Annotated in this window: 17 protein-coding genes and 4 pseudogenes; 12 read left to right on the top strand and 9 right to left on the bottom strand. The window is 73.7% G+C overall.

Annotated features, from left to right (window positions below; all coding sequences use genetic code 11):
- Window positions 1–314 precede the first annotated feature (314 nt).
- Both SCA03_RS20110 and SCA03_RS20115 read right to left on the bottom strand, forming a co-directional pair.
- Window positions 315–818 (bottom strand): hypothetical protein, encoded by a 504-nt coding sequence (locus tag SCA03_RS20110; RefSeq protein ID WP_086818160.1) that lies wholly within the window; start codon window positions 816–818, stop codon window positions 315–317.
- Between the two features lie 256 nt (window positions 819–1,074).
- Window positions 1,075–1,332, bottom strand: a complete 258-nt coding sequence (locus SCA03_RS20115; RefSeq protein ID WP_051857210.1) for a DUF2277 domain-containing protein — start codon at window positions 1,330–1,332, stop codon at window positions 1,075–1,077.
- A gap of 245 nt (window positions 1,333–1,577) precedes the next feature.
- On the opposite strand from SCA03_RS20115, the gene SCA03_RS20120 reads away from it, so the two are divergent.
- Window positions 1,578–2,048: a Crp/Fnr family transcriptional regulator gene (locus SCA03_RS20120; RefSeq protein ID WP_030892245.1), complete on the top strand. Its 471-nt coding sequence runs from the start codon at window positions 1,578–1,580 to the stop codon at window positions 2,046–2,048.
- 391 nt (window positions 2,049–2,439) lie between these two features.
- On the opposite strand, the pseudogene SCA03_RS20125 reads toward SCA03_RS20120, so the two are convergent.
- From SCA03_RS20125 to SCA03_RS20140, 4 genes and pseudogenes are all read right to left on the bottom strand, one after another.
- A pseudogene (locus SCA03_RS20125) lies at window positions 2,440–3,429 on the bottom strand (rod shape-determining protein); the annotation flags it as partial.
- Between the two features lie 138 nt (window positions 3,430–3,567).
- Window positions 3,568–5,622 carry an ABC transporter ATP-binding protein gene (locus tag SCA03_RS20130; protein ID WP_086817982.1) on the bottom strand — a complete coding sequence of 685 codons (2,055 nt, stop codon included), beginning with the start codon at window positions 5,620–5,622 and terminating at the stop codon, window positions 3,568–3,570.
- A 66-nt stretch (window positions 5,623–5,688) separates the two neighbouring features.
- Window positions 5,689–6,369, bottom strand: coding sequence for an ABC transporter ATP-binding protein (locus SCA03_RS20135; protein WP_086817983.1), 681 nt, complete (start codon window positions 6,367–6,369; stop codon window positions 5,689–5,691).
- Entirely contained in the window at window positions 6,366–7,457 is a 1,092-nt protein-coding gene (locus tag SCA03_RS20140; protein ID WP_086817984.1) for an ABC transporter permease, read from the bottom strand. The genes SCA03_RS20135 and SCA03_RS20140 overlap by 4 nt, the downstream gene beginning before the upstream one ends.
- Before the next feature lie 542 nt (window positions 7,458–7,999).
- On the opposite strand from SCA03_RS20140, the gene SCA03_RS20145 reads away from it, so the two are divergent.
- The 3 genes from SCA03_RS20145 to SCA03_RS20155 all read left to right on the top strand — a co-directional run bounded on the left by SCA03_RS20145 (window position 8,000) and on the right by SCA03_RS20155 (window position 10,575).
- Entirely contained in the window at window positions 8,000–9,214 is a 1,215-nt protein-coding gene (locus SCA03_RS20145) for a sensor histidine kinase (RefSeq protein ID WP_086817985.1), read from the top strand.
- A 143-nt stretch (window positions 9,215–9,357) separates the two neighbouring features.
- Window positions 9,358–10,008 (top strand): response regulator, encoded by a 651-nt coding sequence (locus SCA03_RS20150; protein WP_030891056.1) that lies wholly within the window; start codon window positions 9,358–9,360, stop codon window positions 10,006–10,008.
- A 327-nt stretch (window positions 10,009–10,335) separates the two neighbouring features.
- The gene (locus SCA03_RS20155; RefSeq protein ID WP_030891057.1) at window positions 10,336–10,575 is read left to right on the top strand and encodes a DUF397 domain-containing protein; all 240 of its coding nucleotides are present in this window, start codon (window positions 10,336–10,338) and stop codon (window positions 10,573–10,575) included.
- 373 nt (window positions 10,576–10,948) lie between these two features.
- On the opposite strand, the pseudogene SCA03_RS36370 reads toward SCA03_RS20155, so the two are convergent.
- Window positions 10,949–11,077: pseudogene (locus SCA03_RS36370) on the bottom strand (ATP-binding protein); the annotation flags it as partial.
- A 330-nt stretch (window positions 11,078–11,407) separates the two neighbouring features.
- Window positions 11,408–11,764, bottom strand: a pseudogene (locus tag SCA03_RS36375) (ATP-binding protein); the annotation flags it as partial.
- Window positions 11,765–12,052: 288 nt separating this feature from the next.
- Here SCA03_RS36375 and SCA03_RS20165 point away from each other — a divergent pair.
- From SCA03_RS20165 to SCA03_RS20190, 6 genes and pseudogenes are all read left to right on the top strand, one after another.
- Complete coding sequence (locus SCA03_RS20165) at window positions 12,053–12,958, top strand: Sco1979 family transcriptional regulator (RefSeq protein ID WP_051847027.1); 906 nt, start codon at window positions 12,053–12,055, stop codon at window positions 12,956–12,958.
- Window positions 12,959–13,016: 58 nt separating this feature from the next.
- A complete protein-coding gene (locus tag SCA03_RS20170; RefSeq protein ID WP_030891061.1) occupies window positions 13,017–14,474 on the top strand; it encodes an aldehyde dehydrogenase family protein in 1,458 nt (485 codons plus the stop codon).
- Window positions 14,475–14,636: 162 nt separating this feature from the next.
- Entirely contained in the window at window positions 14,637–15,200 is a 564-nt protein-coding gene (locus SCA03_RS20175) for a DinB family protein (RefSeq protein WP_086817913.1), read from the top strand.
- A 149-nt stretch (window positions 15,201–15,349) separates the two neighbouring features.
- Window positions 15,350–15,946, top strand: coding sequence for a PadR family transcriptional regulator (locus tag SCA03_RS20180; protein ID WP_086817914.1), 597 nt, complete (start codon window positions 15,350–15,352; stop codon window positions 15,944–15,946).
- Between the two features lie 106 nt (window positions 15,947–16,052).
- Window positions 16,053–16,808 (top strand): annotated as a pseudogene (locus SCA03_RS20185) (MerR family transcriptional regulator); the annotation flags it as partial.
- 665 nt (window positions 16,809–17,473) lie between these two features.
- The gene (locus tag SCA03_RS20190; protein WP_030891069.1) at window positions 17,474–19,120 is read left to right on the top strand and encodes a threonine/serine exporter family protein; all 1,647 of its coding nucleotides are present in this window, start codon (window positions 17,474–17,476) and stop codon (window positions 19,118–19,120) included.
- Window positions 19,121–19,269: 149 nt separating this feature from the next.
- Here the strand turns inward: SCA03_RS20190 and SCA03_RS20195 are convergent, their stop codons facing one another.
- Complete coding sequence (locus SCA03_RS20195) at window positions 19,270–19,761, bottom strand: inorganic diphosphatase (protein WP_030891071.1); 492 nt, start codon at window positions 19,759–19,761, stop codon at window positions 19,270–19,272.
- A gap of 104 nt (window positions 19,762–19,865) precedes the next feature.
- Between SCA03_RS20195 and dacB the strand changes: the two genes are divergently transcribed.
- Together dacB and SCA03_RS20205 are read left to right on the top strand one after the other, a co-directional pair.
- Window positions 19,866–21,530: a D-alanyl-D-alanine carboxypeptidase/D-alanyl-D-alanine endopeptidase gene (gene dacB / locus SCA03_RS20200; RefSeq protein ID WP_086818284.1), complete on the top strand. Its 1,665-nt coding sequence runs from the start codon at window positions 19,866–19,868 to the stop codon at window positions 21,528–21,530.
- 74 nt (window positions 21,531–21,604) lie between these two features.
- On the top strand, window positions 21,605–22,759 hold the full coding sequence (locus SCA03_RS20205; RefSeq protein ID WP_030891077.1) for an Rv3626c family coenzyme F420 biosynthesis-associated protein: 1,155 nt from the start codon (window positions 21,605–21,607) through the stop codon (window positions 22,757–22,759).
- Window positions 22,760–22,933 lie beyond the last annotated feature (174 nt).

Here is a 22,933-nt window from a genome sequence, read left to right on the forward strand (position 1 = left end):
AGGCCCTGCACGGAAAGCCCTGCACGGAAAGCCCTGTGCGGAAGGCCCTCGTAGGACGGTCCGCACGCGGAAGCTCCCGTGCGTAAGGCTCTCGTGCGGAAGGCCCTCGCGTGGAAGGTCCTCGTGGGGGCCTGGTGCGCAGAGCCCTCGTGCGGGGGCCGCGTGCGGAGGGAAGCCCTCGCGTGGGGCGGTTCCGTGCGCGGGCGCGCGGCGTCGCCCGGCGGGGTGCCGGCACACCGCGGGGTGTGCCGGGCGCCGGGCGGGCGCGGGGTGCGAGCGGGGGAGCGGAGCGGGGCAGTGGGCGCTGACAGGCGTCAACTGCTCCGGAGCGCCGGGGGACCGCGTGCCGAGCGCGGTGAGTCGTCGTTCTGCGGCGGTGCCCGCTCCTGGCGGGGGCCGGCGACGAGGGCGCTCGGCAGCGGCGGCTCGTCGTCCGGTACGGCCCGCACGGGGAGGGCCGTGGGGAGCGGCGGATGACCGGCGAGCCGTGCCTCGTGCGAGGCGGGGACGAGTGCGGTGTGCGCCGCCTGCACGGTGTGGCCGTGGCCGTGGCCGTGGACCGCGCCCGCGCCGGGTGCTTCGGCAGCGGCCGGGTGGCCGCGCGCGGGGCGGACCGGTGCGGGGCGCGCCGGTGCGCCGTGCGGGGTGGCGGCGGAAGCGGGGGCGCCGGTTCCCGGGCCCGTCGGGTCGTCGGCTGCGGCCGTGACCGTGCCGACGCCCGCCACCAGCAGCAGGACGCCCCACAGCAGGGTGAGGAACGTGGCGAGCGGGCGGCGGTGCGGGGAGCCGGGAGAGCGCTGCGGCACGCGGTGGCGCATGGCGGCAGCCCCTTCCTTCCCGTGCTTCCCGGCCGGACCTGCCCTCCGCCCGGGGCGGAGCGCCGGCGACGCGACTCCCGGCGGCCGTCCCGTGCCGGGCCGGCCGCGCCGGTACGCCGCCCGGGGCCCGCGTACCGTCCGGCTCACCCTAGAGGACCCGCGGCGGGCGGCCCACCTCCCCGGCCGCCGGAGGCCGCGGGCCGGCGCGTGCGGGCCCGCCGTCCGGCGGCGGTGCCGTCGGGGCGTGCAGCCGTGGTCAGTGGTGGGGGACGGAGCCGGAACCGGGTTCTGCGGTGGTGGACCGGCCCGGGGCGCGCACGACGAGCCCGTCGAGCAGCTCCCGGGTGGCGGCGGCGATCCGCTCGACGGCCTCGTCGAAGATCTGCTGGTTGTGTGCGGCCGGCTGCCGGAAGCCGGACACCTTCCGGACGTACTGCAACGCCGCGGCGTGGACGTCCGCCTCGGTGACGGCCTCCGCGTACGGCGGACGCAGTGTCTTGATGCTCCTGCACATGGGGCCGAGGGTACGTCCGGGGTCCGACGGACCGTCCCGTCCGGCCGGGCCGTCCGGGACCGAAGTCCCTTCCGGCACCCGTCGCGCCGGGGAAAGACTCCCGTCTCACGAGCTCGCCTGTTCGAGTGAGGCGAGGTACCGTGAAATGGCCGTGACGTGCGTATTTGCGAGCTTTGGAAAACATGCCGGATACGCACCCACTCCGCGGTCGTGCGCTGCACGGCCGGGCGAAGGGAGGCGGGGCGATGCACACCATGTCGGGTCTGCTCGGGGAGCTGGAACCCGAGCAGCGGGAGCGACTGCGGGCCCTGGGAAGCGAAGTGCACTTCCAGGCGGGGGAGCGGATCTTCGAAGAGGGCGGCAGGGCCGACCGCTTCTGGATCCTGCACACCGGATCGGCCTCACTGGACATGCATGTGCCGGGCCACCGGGACGTCGTCATCGACCATGTGCGCCACGGCGAACTGCTCGGCTGGCACTGGATGTTCCGGCCGTACGTGTGGACGCTCGGCGCTCAGGCGGAGAGTCCCGTGCGGGCGCTGGAGTTCGATGCGCTGTCCGTGCGGACGCTGTGCGAGGAGGACAAGGAGCTGGGGCTGGTGTTCACGCATGCCGTCGCGGCCGTGATCGGGGAGCGGCTGCAACGCACCCGGATGCGTCTCATCGACCTCTTCGGGCCGTACGCCCCCCGGGATCACGTCCTCGGCGCACTCTGAACCGGCCGCTCTCGGGCTGCTCCCGGGCCGGTCCGGCTGCTGCCGGGCTGGTCCGGCCGCTTCCGGCTGATCCGGCCGCTCCCGGGCGGAGCCGGTGGCCCGGCGGGGGCGGGCGGGATCAGGTCGGGGAGGGGGCCGCGGGGCCGGCCGTGCCGGGCGCCGGAGTGCGCGCCTCCGGCATGGCCCGCTCGCCGTCGGACGAACTGTCGCCGACCGGTTCCGGGGTGGTGCCCCCGCCGGTGGGCCGGTCGTTCCGTGCCTCGGAGGCGTCCGGTGCGTCGCCGGACGTCTCGGGGCCGGATCCGGCCGCGCCCTGTGCCGCGGGGCGGCGGCGCCGCAGCCGGACGGTGCCGGAGCGCCCGCCCCGCGCGGGCGGTGCGGTGATCGCCGGGACACGGCCGTCCATCAGCGCGGCGAGGCCGTCGACGGCGCTGAGTTCGGGCCGGTCGGCGACCCGCACCCGCATGCCGGTGCACTCCCGCAGCCGCTCGTCCAGCCCGGGCAGCACGGCGCTGCCGCCGGCCAGCACCATGCCGCGTTCGGCGAGGTCGGCGACGAGGTCGGGCGGGCAGCGGTGCAGGACGGCGCGGATGGTGTCGGTGAGCCCGGTCATCGGGGTCTGCACGGCGCTGCGGACGTCGTCCGGGTCGATGGTGACGGTGCGCGCGAGCCCGGTGACGACATCGCGGCCGAGGACCTCGGTGGGCCCCTGGACACCCTGGGTGAGCGCCAGGTGCAGGGGCCGCACGGCCTGGCTGGGCAGCAGCAGTTCGTGCCGGTTGCGGACGTACTGCACGACGGCGTTGTGGATGGTGTCCCCGCCCAGGTGCACGGTCCCGGCGGCGACGATCGAGCCGAGGGAGAGCACCGCGACCTGTGTGGTGGCCGCGCCGCACACCAGGATCATGGTCGCTTCGGGCCGCTGGACGGGCAGTCCGCAGCCGATGCCGGCGGCGGTCGGCGCGTCCACGAGTTCGACGCTCTTGGCGCCGACGCCGGTGAGCGTCTCGACGGCGGCGCTGTGCGCGAGCGGATCGGCGTCGTGCGGGATGGTGGCGACGGCCCGCAGAAAGGCCCGGCGCCGGAAGACGCCCCGCAGCTGGTCGCCGACGAGCGCCCGCAGCATGCGCTGTGCCATGTCGATGTCGACGACGGTGCCGCCGCAGACGGGCCGCACGACCCGGATGTGCCGGGGGGTGCGCCCGTCCATGCGTGCGGCGGCGCCACCCGCGGCGATGAGCGCCCCCGAGCGGGTGTTGACGGCGACGACGGACGGCTGGTCGACGATGAGCCCCGTGCCCTTCACATGGACGCGGGTCCTGGCCGCGCCCAGGTCGACGGCGACGGAGCAGCGGGTCAGGTCCTTCAGGCTGGAGCTCATGGCGGGTGTCCTTCCGGGGTGCTGCGACGGCCTGGGACCGTCCGGCCGCCGGACGGTCCACTGCTCAGCGTGTGCCGCGCCGCATCCGCCCGCGCGCCGGGCGGGACCGGGCGGGTGACCCGCCCGGCTGACCCGCCGTCAGTTCGCCGCGGGCGCCGCGTCCCCGGCCGGCGCGCCCGCGTCGCCTGGGGCGGCGGCGTCCGCCGCGGGCCGGTCGGAGCGGCCCGGCCGACCCGACTGCTCGGACGGTTCGGACCGTTCGGACCGGTCGAGCTGGTCGGACTCCGAGGACGGTGAGGACGGTGAGGACTGTGCGGACGGTGAGGACTGTGCGGACTGGGCGAACTGGGTGCGGTACAGCTGTGCGTACCGGCCGCCGGCGGCGAGCAGTTCGGGGTGGGTGCCGCGCTCGACGATGTGGCCGTCCTCCAGGACGAGGATGAGATCGGCGGCCCGGACGGTCGACAGCCGGTGGGCGATGACCAGCGAGGTGCGCCCTTCGAGCGCCTCGGCCAGCGCCTCCTGCACGGCGGCCTCGGACGTGGAGTCCAGGTGCGCGGTGGCCTCGTCGAGCAGCACGACGCGGGGCCGGACCAGCAGCAGCCGGGCGATGGTGAGCCGTTGGCGTTCGCCACCGGAGAGGCGGTAGCCGCGTTCGCCGACGAGGGTGTCGAGCCCGTCGGGCAGCGCGGCGACGAGCCCGTCGAGCCGGGAGCGGCGCAGCGCGTCCCACAGTTCCTCGTCGCTCGCCTCGGGCCGGGCCAGGAGCAGGTTGGCGCGGATGGTGTCGTGGAAGAGGTGCCCGTCCTGGGTGACCATGCCGAGGGTCTGCCGGACGGCCTCGGCGCTCAGATCGCGCACGTCGACGCCGCCGAGGCGTACGGCGCCGCTGTCCACGTCGTACAGCCGGGGTGCGAGCGCGGCGAGCGTCGACTTGCCGGCGCCGGAGGAGCCGACGACGGCGACCATGTCGCCGGGCTCGGCGCGGAAGGAGATGCCGTGCAGCACCTCCTCGCCGCCGCGGCTGTCGAGCGTGGCGACCTCTTCCAGCGAGGCGAGCGAGACCTTCTCGGGCGAGGGGTAGCTGAAGCGCACCTCGTCGAATTCGAGGGAGACGGGCCCCTGCGGCGCCGGTTCGGGGTCCGGCTTCTCCTCGATCAGCGGCTTGAGATCGAGCACCTCGAACACCCGCTGGAAGCTGACCAGCGCGCTCATCACCTCCACCCGGGCGTTGGCCAGCGCGGTGAGCGGGGCGTAGAGCCGGGTGAGGAGCATGGCGAGGGAGACGACGGCGCCCGGTTCGAGGCTGCCGCGCAGGGCGAGATAGCCGCCGAGCCCGTAGACGAGGGCCAGGGCGAGGGCCGCCACCAGGGTCAGCGCGGTGAAGAACACCTCCTGCACCATGGCGGTGCGTACGCCGATGTCCCGCACCCGCCCCGCGCGCGCGGCGAACGCGCCGGACTCCTCCTCGGGCCGCCCGAAGAGCTTGACGAGGGTGGCGCCGGGCGCGGAGAACCGCTCGGTCATCTGGGTGCTCATCACGGCGTTGTGGTTGGCCCGTTCGCGCTCCAGCCGCGCCAGCCGGGTGCCCATCCGCCGGGCCGGCAGGACGAACAGCGGCAGCAGGACGAGCGTGACGAGGGTGATCCGCCAGGAGAGGTTGAGCATCACCACGAGCGTGAGCAGCAGCGTGACCAGGTTGCTGAAGGCTTCCGAGAGGGTGCTGCTGAACGCCCGCTGGGCGCCGATCACATCGTTGTTGAGCCGGCTGACGAGGGCTCCGGTGCGGGTGCGGGTGAAGAACGCGACGGGCATGCGCTGGACGTGGTCGTAGACGGCCGTGCGCAGATCGAGGATGAGTCCCTCGCCGATACGGGCCGACAGCCAGCGTGTCAGCAGCCCGACGCCGGCCTCGGCCAGCGCGATGACGGCGATCACGGCGGCGATGCCGAGCACGGTGCCCAGCGGCGCGCGGTGCACGATCGCGTCGACGACGCGGCCGGCGAGCAGCGGCGTGGCCACGGTCAGCGCCGCCAGCACGCTGCTGAGCAGCAGGAAGGCGAGCAGCTTGCGGTGGTGGCGGTGGGCGAACCGCACGATGCGGCGCACGGCGGCCGCGGAGAACGGGTGCTGGTCCTGGTGGGCGTGTTTCGCGTTGTAGAGCGCGTTCCACGCGGTCATCTCCATGCTCATGCCCAGAAGCTAGAACTTGAAGCTAACTTCAAGTCAACTGTCCGGGCCCGGCCGGGCCCGGGGCGCTCAGCCCGCCACCGGCTCGCCCAGCCGGCCGTCCCGCACCTCCACCACCCGGTCCACGGCGGTGAGCTGGCTGCGGTCGTGGGTGACCAGCACCGTCGCGGTCGCCCACCGGTGGGTGAGCCGGGTGATCAACTCCAGGACGGCGGCGCCCCGTTCGTGGTCGAGGGCGCTGGTCGGCTCGTCGACGAGCAGCACCGTCGGCTCGTTCATCAGTGCCCGGGCGATGTTGACGCGCTGCCGCTGGCCGCCGGACAGCTGGTGCGGCCGGCGGCCCGCCTGCCCGGCCAGGCCGACCGCGTCCAGCAGCTCCATGGCCCGCGAGCGCGCCCGCGCCGGCGAGCGCCCGTCGATCCGCGCCATCACCTGCAACTGCTCGACGGCGGTCAGCGAAGGCAGCAGATTCGGCTGCTGGAAGACGATGCCGATCCGGTGCCGGCGCAGCTCGGCCAGCTCGCCGCGGCTCAGCCCCGTCGTCTCCGTCCCGTCGACCGTCACCGTCCCCGAGTCGGGCGTGATGAGGGTCGCGGCGACGGCGAGCAGGCTGGACTTGCCGGAGCCCGACGGCCCGACGACGGCGGTGAGCCCGCCGCGCTCCACCTCCAGGCCGACGGAGTCCAGCGCGGTCAGCCGGCCGTCGCCGTCCGGGTAGGTGAGGGTGATCTCGTGCAGTCGCAGGCTCATCGGACGCTCCCCAGGGCGGTCAGCGGGTCGACGGAGGTGATACGGCGGACGGCCAGCGCGGCCCCGGCGGCGCCGAGCACGATCATCACGCCGGCCGGGGCCAGCACGGTGCCGGCCGAGAGCGCGAACGGCACGCCCGCGCCCGAGGACGTGATCGCGGCGCCGAGCGCGACGGCGAGCCCGGTACCGGCGAGGGTGCCGCCGGCCAGCAGCACCACGGCCTGGCCGAGGGCGTCGCGCAGCAGCGAGGCCGTGGAGGCGCCGAGCGCCTTGAGGACGGCGATGTCCCCGCTGCGCTGGATCGTCCACACGGTGAAGAAGGCCCCGATGACGAGGGCCGAGATGGCGAACAGGAAGCCGCGCATCAGCTGGAGCGAGCCGTTCTCGGAGCTGTAGGAGCCGATGGCGCTCAGCGACTCGTCCTTGGTGACGGTCCGGGTGCCCGCCTTCGCGTCCCCGTCCGCCGCGTCGAAGCCGGACCCCGTCCGCAGGGCGAGGACGGTCGCGGCGGGCGGCCGTCCTCCGTCGCCGGGTGCCGTCCGCTGCCAGGTCGACAGGTCCGTCCACACGACGGGGGTGTGGCTGAAGGAGGCGTCACCGCGCACGGCGGCCACCGTCAGCTTCCGCCCGGCCAGCGTCAGCGCGTCACCGGCCCGCACCCCGAGATCGTCGGCGGCGGCCGTGGACAGCACCGCCGAGCGCCCGTCGAGCCGGCCGCTCTCCGGCGCCAGCGCCGAACCGGGCCGCACACCGAAGGCGGACACCCCGGCACTGCGTTCGCCCGCGGCGGCCTTGGTGGTCGCGATGCCCAGCGGCTCGGCGGAGCGCACCCCGGGGGCCTCGGCCCAGCGCGCCACCTGGGCGCGGGTGAGGGAGGAGTCGGAGTACGAGAGGTCCTGGCCGTCGCCGGGCGCCGCGAAGGTGATCCGGTCGGCGGGCAGCCCCGTGACGGCGGAGATGTTCTGCCGGCCCAGCCCGGCGGTCAGCCCGGACAACAGTCCGACCAGCAGCGTGATGAGTACGATCACGGTCCCCATCAGGGCGAACCGCCCCTTGGCGAACCTCAGATCCCTCCAGGCGACGAACATGCCCGGCCCTTCCTGTACGGCGCTCCGTTGCGGTCTGCCCGCCCGGTCCGGCTGCCCGGCCCGGCGGCCCGGGCAGCACACGCCCCACGGTCGTCCGCCGGGCCCGCCGAGGGCATCGCGCCCAGGTGAGGACTTCACGGGCCGAAGGATGGCCACCGGTTTGCATCTTTCGACCGATGCCGCCGTTCCGCCCCTTCCGTACGCTGGAACACACCGTGAACCCTGAGAACGCCGAGCGCCCCGCGAAGGCTGCTGCGCACGCCGAGCGCACCGCGGGCGCGGAGAGCACAGCGAACGCCGAGGCCACCGAGCACCCGGAGCGGGCCTCGACGGGTGCTGAGGACGCCGGCCGCACGGCAGGCGCCGGGCGCACGGGACGCACCGGCCCCGCGGAAGGCACCGGGCACACCGGCCCCGCGGAAGGCACCGGGTCCACCGGACGGGCGGAACCTGCGGGGCACACCGGATGTACGGGACCCGCCGGGCACACCGGACGCACGGCAGGCGCCGGGCGCGGGGCGGGGGCCGCGGGCGCCGGGAGCATGCTGACGCCCACCACCCGGCCGCTGGCCTGGTGTCTGCACCTGCTGTTCGCCGGGCTGCTGGCGCTGACCGCCGGCCGGGCCGTGCTGGACGGCACGTCGTCCACCGCGGCCGTGCTGGTGCTGTGTGCCGCGCTGGGTGCGGCGTACGCGACCGGTCCCGCGCTGCCGCGGGTGCGCGGCTCGCGGCGGGCCGCCGCGGTGTGGCTGGGCACCGTCGGCGCGGTGTGGCTGGTGCTGCTCGTGTTCTCGGCGGACGGCGTCTGGCTGGCGTTCCCGCTCTACTTCCTCCAGCTGCACCTGCTGCCGCGCCGGGTCGGTGAGGCGGCCGTCGCCGCCACCGCGCTGGCCGCGATCACCGCCTTCTCGGCGCACCAGGGCGGACTCACCCCGGCCGTCGCGATCGGGCCCGCGCTGGGCGCCGCCGTCGCCGTGGCCGTCGTCCGCGGCTACCAGGCGCTCTACCGGGAGAGCGAGGAGCGGCGCCGGCTGATCGAGGAGCTGACCGCGACCCGCGCCGATCTGGCCGCCGCCCAGCACACCGCGGGCGCGCTGGCCGAACGCGAGCGGCTGGCACGGGAGATCCACGACACCCTCGCGCAGGGCCTGACCAGCATCCAGCTCCTGCTACGGGCCGCGGAACGGGCCCTTCCGGAGCGCACCGAGGCCGCCGCCGGGCACATCGCCAGGGCCCGTGGCGCCGCCGTCGACAATCTGGCCGAGGCCCGGCGGTTCGTCGCCGCCCTGTCCCCGCCGTCCCTGGCGGGCGGCACCCTGGCCGGCGCGCTGGAACGGCTGTGCGCCGACGTCAGCGCCCGGCATCCGCTCGCCGTCCGCTTCCACCTCACCGGCCCCGCCGCCCCGCTGCCGACCGCGCACGAGGTCGCGCTGTTGCGCATCGCCCAGTCCGCGCTCTCCAACACCGCCCGGCACGCGGGTGCGAGCGGCGCCGAGGTCACGCTCGCGCACGGCGAGGGCGCGGTCGTCGTGGAGGTCCGCGACGACGGCGTGGGCTTCGACCCGGGCCGGCTGCCTGCGCCCGACCCGGCCACCGGCGGCTTCGGGATCGCCGCCATGCACGCCCGGATGCGGGCCCTCGGCGGCACCCTCACCGTCGACGCCGCGCCCGGCCGCGGCACCGTGCTGACGGCCCGGCTGCCGCTCGCCACCCCGGCCGGCACCACCCACGACGACCCTGCCGAGGCCCGCCCATGAACCCGTCCGCGACCGGCCCCGATCCGTCCGAGGGCACCGGCCCGTCCGGAACCGGCCCGTCCGGCTCGCCCGGACCCGGTACCGACTCGCCCGGACCCGGTACCGGCCCGTCCGGAACCGGTACCGGCCCGGCGGAAGGCACGGTGCCGGAAGCGGAGGCGCCTGTCCGGTCCATTCGGCTGCTGCTCGCCGACGACCATCCCGTGGTCCGCGCCGGACTGCGTGCGGTGCTGGAGACCGAGCCCGGCCTGACGGTCGTGGGGGAGGCGGCGACGGCCGCCGAGGCGGTGGAGCGTGCGGCGGCCGGCGGCGTCGACGTCGTGCTGATGGATCTGCGGTTCGGGACCGGGATGAGCGGCGCCGAGGCGACGGCCGCGATCACCGCGCGGCCCGGCGCCCCGCGCGTCCTCGTCGTCACCACCTACGACACCGACGCCGACACCCTGCCGGCCATCGAGGCGGGTGCCACCGGCTATCTCCTCAAGGACGCCCCGCCGGAGGAGCTGGCCGCCGCCGTCCGCACGGCCGCCGCCGGACGCACCACCCTCGCGCCCGCCGTCGCCGACCGGATCATGAGCCGGCTGCGCGATCCGGCCACCGCGCTCACCCGCCGGGAGACGGAGGTGCTGGCGCTGGTCGCCGAGGGGCTGTCCAACCAGGGCATCGCCGGTCGCCTCCACCTCACCGAGGGCACCGTGAAGTCCCATCTGGCCCGGGTGTACGCCAAGCTCGGTGTCGACTCGCGTACCGCAGCCGTCGCCACCGCCACCGACCTGGGGCTCATCCGCCGCTGACGGCCGGTGCGTCGCCGTGCTGCGTGGAGTGGACGCGGCGTGCCGGGGAAGGCGCCCCGGAGAGGCGCTCAGGCGACGGAGCCGCCGGGAGCGTCCGCAGAGGTGCCGGGGCACGCCCGGCGCGACCGCCGACCGAGACCAGGCGTGACGGGCTCGAAGCAGTGAGCAACCCGCTTTGACCGGCTGTGATGGCCTCACGACAGGGGGTCGTGCACGTGCATCGGCACATGCAAGAGCACGTGAACGCGGTTATGATCCCGGGCAGTTGGCCGCTTTTCCTGGCGGTCGATCTGCGCCCCCCACACCTGACGAGTTCGGGAGAACCAAGTGCCTCACGCGTACAACGGCATGGCCGCCCGGGACCTGCAGGGGGTCGTGTGGAGAAAGAGCCGTCACAGCAACTCACAGGGAACCTGTGTCGAGTTCGCCAAACTGCCGGGAGGCGATGTCGCCGTGCGCAACTCGCGCTTCCCGGACGGACCGGCGCTCGTCTACACCCCGGCAGAGATGGAAGCCATGCTGCTCGGCATCAAGGACGGCGAGTTCGACGATCTGATCCGGGACTGATCCCTCAGCCGGAACCGTTGTCTCTCAGCCGGGACTGATGCGCACACCGCACCACACAGCACCACCTGGGCACCACACAGCACCATCCGGTACAACTCAGCACCATCCAGTGCCACCCGTATCCGACACCGCCCCCGGGAACGGACCCACCGCACGACGGGTTCCGCCGGGGGCGCCCGTGTCTCCGGCCCCGGTGACGGGCGTACGCGGGTGACGGGCGTACGCGGGTGACGGGCGCGCGGAGTACGGGGTTCCCGGCGCACCCGCGGTTCCCGGCGCAGCTGTGCAGAGCGCCGACGTGCGGTGCACCAGCGCGCAGCGCACCGGCGTCAGGAGGTGTGGCGTAAGGAGTGCCGGCGCGTGTGTGCGGCCGTCAGAGGGAGCGCAGCCGGAAGAGTGCCCATACGACCTTGCCCATGAGCGGACCGGAGAGCGGATGCCAGCCCCAGGTGTCGCTGAAGGTGTCCACCAGGCGCAGTCCTCTGCCGGACTCGGCGGTGAAGAGATACAGATCCGCCGCACCGTCGAGCCCGGCGTCGGGGAACCCGGCGGACCGGCCGGGCTCTCCCGGGGCGTCGCTGTGCGCGCCCCCGAAGCCGCCGACCGGTACGCCGGTTCCCGCGGGCCCGCCGTGTCCCCCGTCGGGCCCGCCTCCCCCGTTTCCCCCGTGTCCCCCGTTTCCCCCGTGCCAGGGGGGTGTGCCGTGCCCGCCGTCGTCCTCGCATCCCCCGTGGTGCTGCGACGACGGCGGGCACGGCGATCCGTCGGCCGCCCCCGTGCGGCCGGCGAATCCTTCCCCCGTTCCCGGCGTGTGCGCCACGGCGCTCACGTCGGGAGGTGTGGTGCTCGGATCACGCACCGCGCACACCAGCCGGGACGACCAGCGCATCAGGTGCAGGCGTACCGGGGGGTCGCCCTCGTCCCCCGACGCCGCCCCGTGATCGGCGCCGGGGGCGAGGCCGTGGCGCATGGCGTTGGTCACCAGCTCGGAGACCACCAGCGCCACGTCGTCGAACTCCCGGTCGAGCCCCCAGCGGTCGAGCGTCCGCCGGGTGAAGTCGCGCGCGCTCTTGACCGCTTCGTAGCGCGGTGGCAGCGCGCACGAGGCGGAACCGGAGACCGAGGCGGCATCCAGTGTGGGGAGCCCCTGCCATAAGGGCTCCAGCACCGTTGATCCATCGGTCCCCATGACGGGCCACTCCTGGGGTTAGCGGCAGTGGTGATCCTGTGCGGATCCTGTCGGCTGTGCTCCCCGCCTGGTGCGGGCGACACCGTACGCCCAGGTCAGGCCGGAAATTCCTCAACTGGCTCGACTCCGGGTGCACTTGTGCGATCCCCATGGTTCCCAATGCTCACAGCAGATGCAAGGGCAGATGCACGTGCACGGAAGACTTTCGATCGTCTGTAACCGCACGGGCACGCAACGGAACGCGGGATGGCACACTTCCCTTCAAGCAGGGGTGGAGGGTTGATCGAAATGGCTGCAGAACCGGCGCAGAACGTCAGCGGAGGAGCGAAGGGGGTGGGCAGTTCCAGCGGGTCGATGGTGCGGCGGATCCTGCTCGGGTCCCAGCTGCGGAGGCTCCGCGAAGCGCGCGGTGTCACCCGTGAAGCCGCCGGATATTCGATCCGTGCCTCCGAGTCCAAGATCAGTCGCATGGAGCTGGGCCGGGTCAGCTTCAAGGCCCGGGACGTCGAGGATCTGCTGACGCTCTACGGCGTGACGGACGACTCCGAGCGCGAGCCCCTGCTGGCGCTCGCCCGCGATTCCAGCATCGCCGGGTGGTGGCACAACTACAGCGATGTGCTGCCCGGCTGGTTCCAGACCTACGTCGGGTTGGAGGGCGCCGCCTCCCACATCTGCACCTACGAGGTCCAGTTCGTCCACGGCCTGTTGCAGACCGGCGACTACGCCCATGCCGTCGTGACGGCGGGTATGCGCGCCCCCATTCCGGACGAGGAGATCGAACGCCGGGTCGCCCTGCGGCTGGAGCGGCAGAAGCTGCTGCTCGGCGAGAGCGCCCCGCAGCTGCTGTGCATCCTGGACGAGGCGGCGTTGCGGCGGCCGTTCGGCAGCGCCGAGGTCATGGCCGGGCAGCTGGCGCACCTCGTCGAGCTGTCGGAGCGGCCCAATGTGACGCTCCAGGTCGTCCCGTTCGAGTCCGGTGGGCACGCCGCCGAGAGCGGGGCCTTCACACTGCTGCGCTTCCCGGAGTCCGATCTGAGCGACGTCGTCTACCTGGAGCAGCTCACCAGCGCCCTGTATCTGGACAAGCGGGACGACGTGGGGCAGTACGACAAGGTCCTGGAACGGCTGGAAGCGATCGCTCTCACTCCGGAACAGACCCGTGACCACCTGCGCAAGATCGGTCAACTCCGGTAGCCCGCCGGTACGATGACGTGCTGAGAGAGCATCTCCTGTCACCCCCCGAAGGAAGTGCATGTCCTACTTCACGGATCTCGCGTTGCAGTGCATAGACGGCGAGTGGCGCCCCGGGACGGGGTCCTGGGACATCATCGACTTCAACCCCTACGACGGCGAGAAGCTCGCCTCGATCACGGTCGCCACCCCCGATGAGCTGGATCTCGCCTACCGCGCGGCCGAACGGGCCCAGCCCGCCTGGGCGGAGACCAACCCGTATGCGCGCAGAAGGGTCTTCGAGGGCGCGATACGCGTCATCGAGGAGAACGAGCAGCAGATCACCGACGCCATCGTGGCCGAGCTGGGCGGCACCCTCAGCAAGGCGGCCTTCGAGATCCACATGGTCAAGGAGTTCCTCCGCGAGGCCATGCAGCTCACGCTCTACGCGCGCGGAGAGATCCTGCCGTCCATCGCGGAGGGCAAGGAGAACCGGGTCTACCGCGATCCCGTCGGCGTCGTCGGCGTGATATCGCCGTTCAACTACCCGTTCCTGATATCGGTCAAGTCCGTGGCCCCGGCCCTGGCGCTGGGCAACGCCGTCCTTCTCAAGCCGCACCAGTCCACCCCCGTCACCGGCGGCACGCTGGTGGCCAAGGTGCTCCAGGACGCCGGGCTGCCGCCCGGTCTCGTCAACGTCGTGATCACCGACAGCGCGGAGATCGGCGACACCCTCGTCGAGCACCCCGTCCCCAAGGCGATCTCCTTCACCGGCTCCGACCGGGTCGGCCGGCACGTGGCCACCGTCGCCGCCCGCAACTTCAAGCGCACCATTCTCCAACTGGGCTCCAACAGCGCCCTGTTGGTGCTGGACGACGCCGATGTCGACTACGCCGTGGACGCCGCCGTCTTCAGCCGCTTCGTCAACCAGGGCCAGCTGTGCATGGCGGCCAACCGGATCATCGTCGACCGGCGGGTGGAGGCCGAGTTCACCGAGAAGTTCGTCTCTCGCGTCCGCGAACTCGTCGTCGGCGACCCGCGGGATCCGGCCACCCACATCGGCCCGCTCATCAACTCGCGCCAGGCCGAACGCGTCACCGCGATCGTCGACCAGGCCCTGGCCGAGGGTGCCGTGCCACTGCTGCACGGCCGTGCCGAGGGCAATCTGGTGGCGCCCAGCGTGCTGACCGGACTGCCCGCCGACTCCTCGCTGCTGCGCGAGGAGATCTTCGGCCCGGTGGCCCTGATCATCCCGGTGGACGGCGACGAGGAGGCGGTGCACGTCGCCAACGACACCCCCTACGGCCTGGCCGGCGCCGTGCACAGCGCGGACGTCGAGCGCGGCTTCGCGGTGGCCCGCCGGATCGAGGCGGGCATGGTGCACGTCAACGACTCGACGGTCGCCGACGAGCCGGGTGTGCCGTTCGGCGGCGAGAAGCACTCCGGGCTCGGCCGGCTCAACGGCCCCGAGGTCGTCGAGGCGTTCACCACCACCAAGTGGCTCTCCATCCAGCGCGGCCGGGCCACCTTCCCGTTCTGAACCCGGGCCCGGGCCCGGCCCCCGCACGTCCCCGACTGCGGCCGTACGGCGGCCTGTTGAGGACGCAGGTCGAGGACAGAGAGTGTCCGCGACTGCGCCTACTGTGGAACTCACCGAGCGGACGCCGACCGAGGCGTTCCCCAGCGAGAGGTGGCGACCGGCATGCCGGTGATTGTCGAGCCCGAGGAGCACGGCGACGAGCGCGGCGCACTCCTGGCCTACCTCCGGGCACAGCGCGGCGCGGTGCGCCGGGCCCTGCACGGGCTGACCGAGGAGCAGGCCCGCAGCGCCCCCTCGGCCAGCGCGATATCCCTGTCCGGAGTGCTCAAGCACCTCACGTTCGTCGAGGAGCTGTGGCTGCGGGTCTTCGTGGACGACCCGCTGCCCGACGAGGAGAAGAAGCGGCTGCGGGAGGCCAGTTTCACGCCCGGCCCGGACGAGACCGTCGAGCACCTGCTGGAGCGCTCCGAGCGGGCCGCGGCCGAGCTGGAGAAGGCGGCGCTCGCCCAGCCCTCGCTGGACGACACCTTCGTGATTCCCCCGGCGCCCTGGTTCGAGGGCGGCCGGTACTCCTGGCGCTGGGGCCTGCTGCACCTGATCGAGGAGTACGCCCGGCACGCGGGCCACGCCGACATCGTCCGCGAGACGATCGACGGCAAGGTCGCCTTCGACCTCGTCTTCGAGACCGGCGCCATGCCCGAGCCCGACCGGTCCCGGGGCGCCTGACCTTCCGGGCGCCCGCCCCTCCCGGCCGCCGGGCGCCCGCTGCCGGACACCGCCGCGCCGCCCCCGCCGCGCACCCTGCGACTAGGCTGGGGCGGCCGCGCGGCGCGCGGTGCGCGGGGGCAGACACGGGACGCGAAGGGGACGCAGGCATGTCGGCCATCCGGCTGCTGGTGCTGGGCGCCGTACGCGACCGGGGCCGGGCACACGGCTACCAGATCCGCGGCGATCTGGAGTTCCGCACCCGGCAGGGGCTCCGGCAGCCGGCCGGCAGCAACCCGGGCTCCCTCTACCACGCGCTCCGACAGCTCGCGGAACAGGGCCTGTTGCGCGCCCACGAGCGCGCCCCCAGCACGGCCGGCGGCCCGCCGCGCACCGAGTACGAGACGACCGCCGAGGGCGAGCGGGAGTTCCTCCGCCTGCTGCGGCACGCGCTGACCGCCGTCGACGAGAAGCCGGACGTGCTCACGGCAGGTATCGGCTTCCTGGCCGACCTCACCCGCGCCGAGGCGATCCGGCTGCTGCACGAGCGGCTGGACGCGCTGCGCGACCGGCACCGCGAGCCGGCCGCCCCCCGGACACCGGAGGCACCGACCGGGCCGTGGGGCCACCTCGACGAGATCGCCCGGCTGCGGGCGTACAGCACCGACGCCGACGCCCGGTGGACCCGCGAACTGATCGCCCGTCTGGAGTCCGGCGCCTACACCATGGCCGGCGAGGGCGAGGGCGGTGCGGCTCCGCGCGGCTGACCGCCCGGCCCGGGTCCGCCGCATCCGCCGGGCGCCGGGCCCGCGGACTTGCACCTCACGTCACGTGAGGCGGCAGCGTGGCATCCGTCAGCGAAAGGAGGCGGACATGAGCTGGTCCGTCGGGGAAGTCGCCGGTTTCGCCCGGGTCACCGTGCGCACCCTGCACCACTACGACGCGATCGGGCTGCTGGTACCCGGCGAGCGCACCCCGGCAGGACACCGGCGCTACACCGACGCCGACCTGGACCGGCTCCAGCGCGTGCTCTTCTACCGGGAACTGGGCTTCCCGCTGGAGGAGATCGCCGAGCTGCTCGCCGCACCGGAGCAGGACCCGACCCGGCACCTGCGCCGACAGCACGCGCTGCTGACGGACCGGATCGCCCGGCTCACGGAGATGGCCGCCGCCGTGCAACGAGCCCTGGAGGCACAGAAGATGGGCATCAACCTCACGCCCGAGGAGAAGTTCGAGGTCTTCGGCGACTTCGACGTCGACGAGGCCACGGCCGAGGCCGAGCGCCGCTGGGGCGACTGCGACAACGGCGCCTTCGCCTCGTCCGCGCGCCGCTCCGCCGCCCGCACCAAGGACGACTGGAAGCGGTTCACGGCCGAGATGGACGCGCTCCACCGGCGCTTCGCCGCCCTGCTCGACGCCGGCGCCCCCGCCGACGCGCCCGAGGCCCTCCGGCTGGCCGAGGAGCACCGCGCCTTCATCACCCGGACCAGCTACGACTGCGACCACGCGATGCACCGCCGCCTCGGCGAGCTGTATGTGACGGACGCCCGCTTCACCGCCACCTACGAGAACATCCGCCCGGGCCTGGCCCGCTATGTGCACGACGTGCTCGCCGCCAACGCCGAACGGGCCGAAGAGGCGGCACCAGCGGAGCGCGCCGGACGCGCAACCGGTTCCGCACCCGACTCCGGCCCGGACTCCGGCTCGGACTACGACTCCAACCCCGCCTCCGGCTCGGACTCCGACTCCCTCCCCGGCTCCGGCCCCGCCCCGCAGAGCTGAGGCGCCCGCGTCCGTACCGCCCCCGCAGCGCGCGATCCCGCCCCGCGGCCGGGCGGCCGAAGCGGCGGAACGCACCGTCCCCGAGGACGCGTTCCGCCGCTTCCGTGTGCTCCGGGAGGCGGCCGGACGGCGTATGGCGTACGGGTGCATCTGCCGGACGGGGCGGGCGAGGTGCCCCTCGGCGCTCCGGGGGCCGTCGTACGACTGGGAAGCCCTGCTCCGAGAACCCGGAACGCCGGGGCAGGGAACCCGGGACGCCGGGGCAGGCCGGCTGAGACGTACCTACGGTCCGCAGCACCGGAATCTCCCCCTCCGCTCGTGCCGACGGGAGTGACGCCCTTTAACCTCCGTTGGTACAGAGGGTTTTGGGGAGAGCCTTGCAATCCACTGTGAGGTAAGACGCTTCCGGAAGATGGAACCGCCCCCGAGGAACGCCACGTGGAGGGTGTGGCACTGCTGGAGGCACAAGGCTTTCCACGCGTACGGCGCACAAGGTGAGGAGCGGACAGAAAGTGGTGGGGCAGCCCAAAGGGAACGGCGACGCCGCAGAACAGGGTGAACCGGAGGACGTCAAGCCGCCCTCCGACGAGGCACGCAGCGCTTTCACCCCGCCGCTCGGCGTCCCCCTCCCTCCCGCACCGGAGGACGAGCACCCCACCTCCGAGTTCGCCGTACCCGAAGGACTGGTGAACCCGACGCCCTCGGAACAGGGCAGCGCGTTCACCCCGCCCGAGGGCATCCCCGTCGTCGGCCCGCTCGCCAAGCCCGGCTCCCCCTGGCAGGACCGGATGCGCAGCCTGGTGCGGATGCCGCTGGCCGAACGGCCCGTCCCCGAGCGGGTGGCCCGCGAGGAGGCCGAGGCGGGGCCGCCCGTGCCGCGCGTCCTCGACCTCACTCTCCGTATCGGCGAACTGCTGCTCGCCGGCGGGGAGGGCGCCGAGGACGTGGAGGCCGCGATGTTCGGCGTCGCCCACGCCTACGGACTCGACCGCACCGAGCCGACGGTGACGTTCACCCTGCTCTCCATCACGCACCAGCCCTCGCTGGTCGACGACCCGGTGACGCTCAGCCGCACCGTCCGCCGTCGGGGCACCGACTACACCCGGCTCTCCTCGGTGTTCCGGCTCGTCGACGACATCACTCAGGGCGACGTCACCCTGGAGGAGGCGTACCGGCGGCTCGCCGAGATGCGGCGCAACAGGCACCCCTTCTCCAAGGGCGCCCTGACCATCGCCGCCGGCTCGCTCTCCGGCGCGGCGTCCCTGCTCGTCGGCGGCGACGCGCTCGTCTTCCTCCTGGCGGCCCTCGGCGCGATGCTCGGCGACCGGCTCGCCTGGCTGTGCGCCGGGCGCGGACTGCCGGAGTTCTACCAGTTCGCCGCCGCCGCCATGCCGCCCGCCGCGATAGGGGTCGCCTTCGTCCTCATCGACACCTCGCCCGAGGCCCGGGTGAACGCCGCCGCGGTCATCACCGGCGGACTCTTCGCCCTGATCCCCGGGCGTCCCCTCGTCGCCGCGGTGCAGGACGGCCTCACCGGCTTCTACATCACGGCCGCCGCACGCCTGCTGGAGGTCGTCTACCTCATCGTCGGCATCGTCTGCGGCGTGCTGCTCGTGCTCTACGTCGGCGACCGGCTCGGCGCCAAGCTCACCCCGGACGTGATCCACCACGGCAACGGCCGGCCCGTCATCCAGCTGTTCGCCGCCATGCTGCTGGCGCTGTCCTTCTGCGTGCTGCTCCAGCAGGAGCGCAGCACGGTCATCCAGGCCACCCTCAACGGCGGTGTCGCCTGGCTCATCTACGGCGCCATGACCACGGCGAACATGCACCAGGTGCCCGCGACGGTCGTGGCCGCCGGACTCGTCGGGCTGTTCGGGCAGCTGATGTCGCGCTACCAGTTCTCCTCGTCGCTGCCCTACATCACCGCGGCCATCGGCCCGCTGCTCCCCGGTAGCGCGACCTACTTCGGGCTGCTCAACATCGCCCAGGGCCAGGTCAACGACGGCTTCGAGCGGCTCGCCACGGCGGTCGCGCTCGCCCTGGCCATCGCCATCGGCGTCAACCTCGGCGGCGAACTGGCCCGGCTGTTCATCAAGTCCCCGGGCCGCGAGACCCCGCTCCCGGGCCGCCGCGGCGTCAAGCGGACCCGCGGCTTCTGACGGACCTTCTGACAGGCGGCGACTTCTGACGGGGCCGGGCCGGGTCGGCCCCGCGGCGCCGGATACGGCCGTGCCCCGGCCGCGGGAGCGGACCGGGGCACGAGGCGCGGGCGGTGCCGGGGCACGGCCCCGGGGAGACGGCGCGAGGGTCAGTGACCGCCCTCGGCCTCCAGCCGCTTGATGGAGGCCTCGACCTCGGCCTCGGCCTCGGCGCGGCCGACCCAGTCGGCTCCTTCGACGGACTTGCCGGGCTCCAGGTCCTTGTAGACCTCGAAGAAGTGCTGGATCTCCAGCCGGTCGAACTCGCTGACGTGGTGGATGTCGCGCAGGTGCTCCATGCGCGGGTCCGAGGAGGGCACGCACAGCAGCTTGTCGTCCCCGCCGGCCTCGTCCGTCATCCGGAACATGCCGATCGCGCGGCACTTGATGATGCACCCGGGGAAGGTGGGCTCCTCCAGCAGCACGAGCGCGTCCAGCGGGTCGCCGTCCTCGCCCAGGGTGCCGTCGACGAAGCCGTAGTCCGCCGGGTACACGGTCGACGTGAACAGGTGGCGGTCGAGCCGGATACGGCCGGTCTTGTGGTCCACCTCGTACTTGTTACGAGAGCCCTTCGGGATCTCGATGGTGACGTCGAACTCCAAGGGAGGCTCCTCCGTATAGATCATCAATAGATCAGCACTCGTATGCCTGGGGGCCGTCCCCCAGAAGAACGCCAGTCTGGTGATTAAGTGTCCCCCACGCACATGTGTGCTCGCGAAAGGGGCTGGTCGTGGTGGTGGACACCGCATCAAAGGTGCGTGACACCGCGAACCGGGCATATCGCGCGGCAGTGCGTGCGCTACGGACGGTGAACCACCGGGCCCGGCAACGCTGGCGGGCCACGACACCGCACGAGCGGCAGACGGTCCGGCTGACGGCGGTCGCCGCCGCGCTCGGACTGGTGATCTCGGCGGTGACCGTGGGCGCAGCGGGCCCGTGGGACTCGGGTCAGCGTACGGCCGAACGGGCGCGGGCCGCCGGTGCGGACGGCCGGAGTGGCACGGACCACACCGGGGAGCCGGGCGGGCCGACGGCCGCCCCGGTCCTGGCCGCGACGGGCCCCCTGCCCGGGAACCGGAAGGCGGACGGCGCCGGCGGCGGGAGCGGCGGGGGAAGCCGACAGGACGGTGACGGTGACGGTGACGGTGACGACGCCGCCGCCGGCACCGGCGGCGGCCCGGCCGGACAGGTGCCGCCGCCCACCGCCTCCGCGCTGGCCGACACCCTGGAGCCGCTGCTGGGCGAGCCCTCGCTCGGCGCGGTGCGCAGCGCCTCCGTCGTGGACGCGGCGTCCGGCAGACAGCTGTACACCGAGCGGTCCGGCGCACCGGCGACCCCGGCGTCCACCGTCAAACTGGCCACGGCCGTCGCCGCGCTCACCGCACGGGGAGCCGACCACCGCATCACGACCCGCGTGGTCGGCGAGGGCTCCCGGGTGACCCTGGTCGGCGGCGGCGATCCGACGCTGACGCCCGAGGCGCTCGGCGACCTGGCGAAGAAGACCGCGGGCGCCCTGCGGAAGGCCGGCACCCGTACCGTCCGGCTCGGCTACGACACCAGCCGCTACCGCGGTACCGACCAGCACCCGATAGGTCCGAACGAGAACCTCGCCCCGGTCACGGCCCTGATGGTGGACGAGGGCCGGCTGGACTCCAGCGACCACGGGCCCGCACCGCGCACCGACGACCCGGCCGGCCAGGCGGCGGAGGAGTTCGGCAAGCGCCTGGAGGCCGAGGGCGTCGAGCTGGCGGGCCCGGCCAAGGCGCACACGGCGGCCGGGGGAGCGAAGCGGTTGGCGGCGCACCGTTCGGCCCCGCTGGGCGCCCTCGTCGAACGGATGCTGACGCACAGCGACAACGACATCGCCGAGGCCCTCGCCCGGCAGACCGCGCTGGCCACCGGCGAGGAGGCCAGCTTCGAGGGCGCGGGCCGGGCCGTGGAGCGCACGCTCCGGCGGCTGGACGTCCCGCTGAAGGGCGCGGTCTTCGCGGACGGCAGCGGCCTGGACCGCACCGACAAGGTCACACCCGCGCTGCTCACCCGGCTGCTGGTCCGGGCGGCCGACCCGGACCGGCCCGAGCTGCGCGGCATCCTCACCGGGCTCCCGGTGGCCGGCTTCACCGGCACCCTGGGCAGCCGGTACGGCGGCGAGCGGGGCGAGCCCGGCGCGGGCCTCGTCCGGGCGAAGACCGGCACGCTCACCGGCGTCAACACCCTCGCCGGCACGGTCGTCGACGCCGACGGCCGGATGCTCGCCTTCGCCTTCATGACCTCCGGCGCGAAGGACCCGGGCGCCGCCGAGGCCGGGCTGGACAGGCTCGCCTCCACCCTCGCCAACTGCGGCTGCCGCGACTCCCCGTCCACCGGCTGAGCCCGCGTCCCCTACGGGACGAGTGGTCCCCCGGTCGGCTCCCGTGCGCGGCCCATGGCACGTACCGTGAAGGAATGACGAGCCTCGGTGGTGTGGAGATGGTCGACTGGAAGCTCGCGGTCCAGACCGCGACCCGGCTCGTACGGCCGGGGCCCGATGTCAGCAGGGACGAGGCACGCGAGATCGTCGCCGAGCTGCGCCGGCACGCGAAGGCGTCCGAGGAGCATGTGCGGGCGTTCACACGCCTGGCGCAGGACGGCGCGGGCGCGGCGGACACCCCCGTCCTCGTGGTGGACAGGCCGGGCTGGGTGCGTGCCAACGTGGCCGGCTTCCGCGAGCTGCTCCAGCCGCTGCTGGGCAAGATGGAGGCGCGCCGCGCGGGCATGCCGGGCGGGGCCGTGCTCGGCGCGGTCGGCGGCAAGGTCACCGGCGTGGAGGTCGGCATGCTGCTGTCCTTCCTCGCCTCGCGCGTCCTCGGCCAGTACGAGACGTTCGCGCCGGCGACCCGCGATCTGCCCGGCTCCCCGGACGGCGGCCGGCTGCTGCTGGTCGCGCCGAACATCGTGCACGTCGAGCGTGAACTCGGCGTCGAACCGCACGACTTCAGGCTCTGGGTGTGCCTGCACGAGGAGACGCACCGCACCCAGTTCACCGCCGTCCCCTGGCTCCGCGACCACCTCCGGATGGAGATCCAGTCCTTCCTGGAGGAGACGGACATCGACCCCTCCACCCTGCTGGAGCGGCTGCGCCAGGCGGTGCAGACGCTGGGCGGCAACCGCCAGGGCGAGCCGGCCGAGCACGCCGGGGAGGACGGCGGCGGCGCGGCCGGTGAGCACGGCGGCATCGTGGAGCTGGTCCAGACCCCGGCGCAGCGGGAGATCCTCGGCCGGCTCACCGCGGTGATGTCGCTGCTGGAGGGGCACGCGGACTACGTCATGGACGGGGTCGGCCCGCAGGTGGTGCCGTCCGTCTCGGAGATCCGCGAGAAGTTCCAGAAGCGCCGCGCGACCGGCGCCGGCCGGCTCGACCAGGCGCTGCGCAAGCTGCTCGGCCTGGACGCCAAGCTGCGCCAGTACCGGGACGGCGAACGCTTCGTGCGCGCGGTCGTCGACGAGGTCGGGATGGACGGATTCAACCGTGTGTGGACGTCCCCGAACACGTTGCCGACCAGGGCGGAGATCACCAAACCCGCCGAGTGGATCGCGAGGGTGCACCGGAAGGCGGACTGAGGCGCGAGCAGGCGGCAGAACGTCGTGGGAGAGCCGCGGCAATCACCCTTCCGAGGGACCGTGAGGCCGGGGTACGCGTGCGATGCTCGGGAAACACAGTCCGTCTCTGTCACCATCGACACACGCAGCGTGATCGACGACGGGCTCCCCAACTCCCAGTAGAACGCCGCTGAT

Source organism: Streptomyces cacaoi (genome assembly GCF_006539165.1).
Classification (GTDB): Bacteria; Actinomycetota; Actinomycetes; order Streptomycetales; family Streptomycetaceae; genus Streptomyces; species Streptomyces cacaoi.

Coding starts and splice junctions, on each gene's coding strand:
- SCA03_RS20115 (WP_051857210.1), bottom strand. CDS start 1,332: ATGTGCAGGAGCATCAAGACACTGCGTCCGCCGTACGCGGAGGCCGTC.
- SCA03_RS20165 (WP_051847027.1), top strand. CDS start 12,053: ATGGCTGCAGAACCGGCGCAGAACGTCAGCGGAGGAGCGAAGGGGGTG.
- SCA03_RS20145 (WP_086817985.1), top strand. CDS start 8,000: ATGCTGACGCCCACCACCCGGCCGCTGGCCTGGTGTCTGCACCTGCTG.
- SCA03_RS20130 (WP_086817982.1), bottom strand. CDS start 5,622: ATGAGCATGGAGATGACCGCGTGGAACGCGCTCTACAACGCGAAACAC.
- SCA03_RS20205 (WP_030891077.1), top strand. CDS start 21,605: ATGACGAGCCTCGGTGGTGTGGAGATGGTCGACTGGAAGCTCGCGGTC.
- SCA03_RS20120 (WP_030892245.1), top strand. CDS start 1,578: ATGCACACCATGTCGGGTCTGCTCGGGGAGCTGGAACCCGAGCAGCGG.
- SCA03_RS20170 (WP_030891061.1), top strand. CDS start 13,017: ATGTCCTACTTCACGGATCTCGCGTTGCAGTGCATAGACGGCGAGTGG.
- SCA03_RS20180 (WP_086817914.1), top strand. CDS start 15,350: ATGTCGGCCATCCGGCTGCTGGTGCTGGGCGCCGTACGCGACCGGGGC.
- SCA03_RS20175 (WP_086817913.1), top strand. CDS start 14,637: ATGCCGGTGATTGTCGAGCCCGAGGAGCACGGCGACGAGCGCGGCGCA.
- SCA03_RS20135 (WP_086817983.1), bottom strand. CDS start 6,369: ATGAGCCTGCGACTGCACGAGATCACCCTCACCTACCCGGACGGCGAC.
- SCA03_RS20140 (WP_086817984.1), bottom strand. CDS start 7,457: ATGTTCGTCGCCTGGAGGGATCTGAGGTTCGCCAAGGGGCGGTTCGCC.
- SCA03_RS20110 (WP_086818160.1), bottom strand. CDS start 818: ATGCGCCACCGCGTGCCGCAGCGCTCTCCCGGCTCCCCGCACCGCCGC.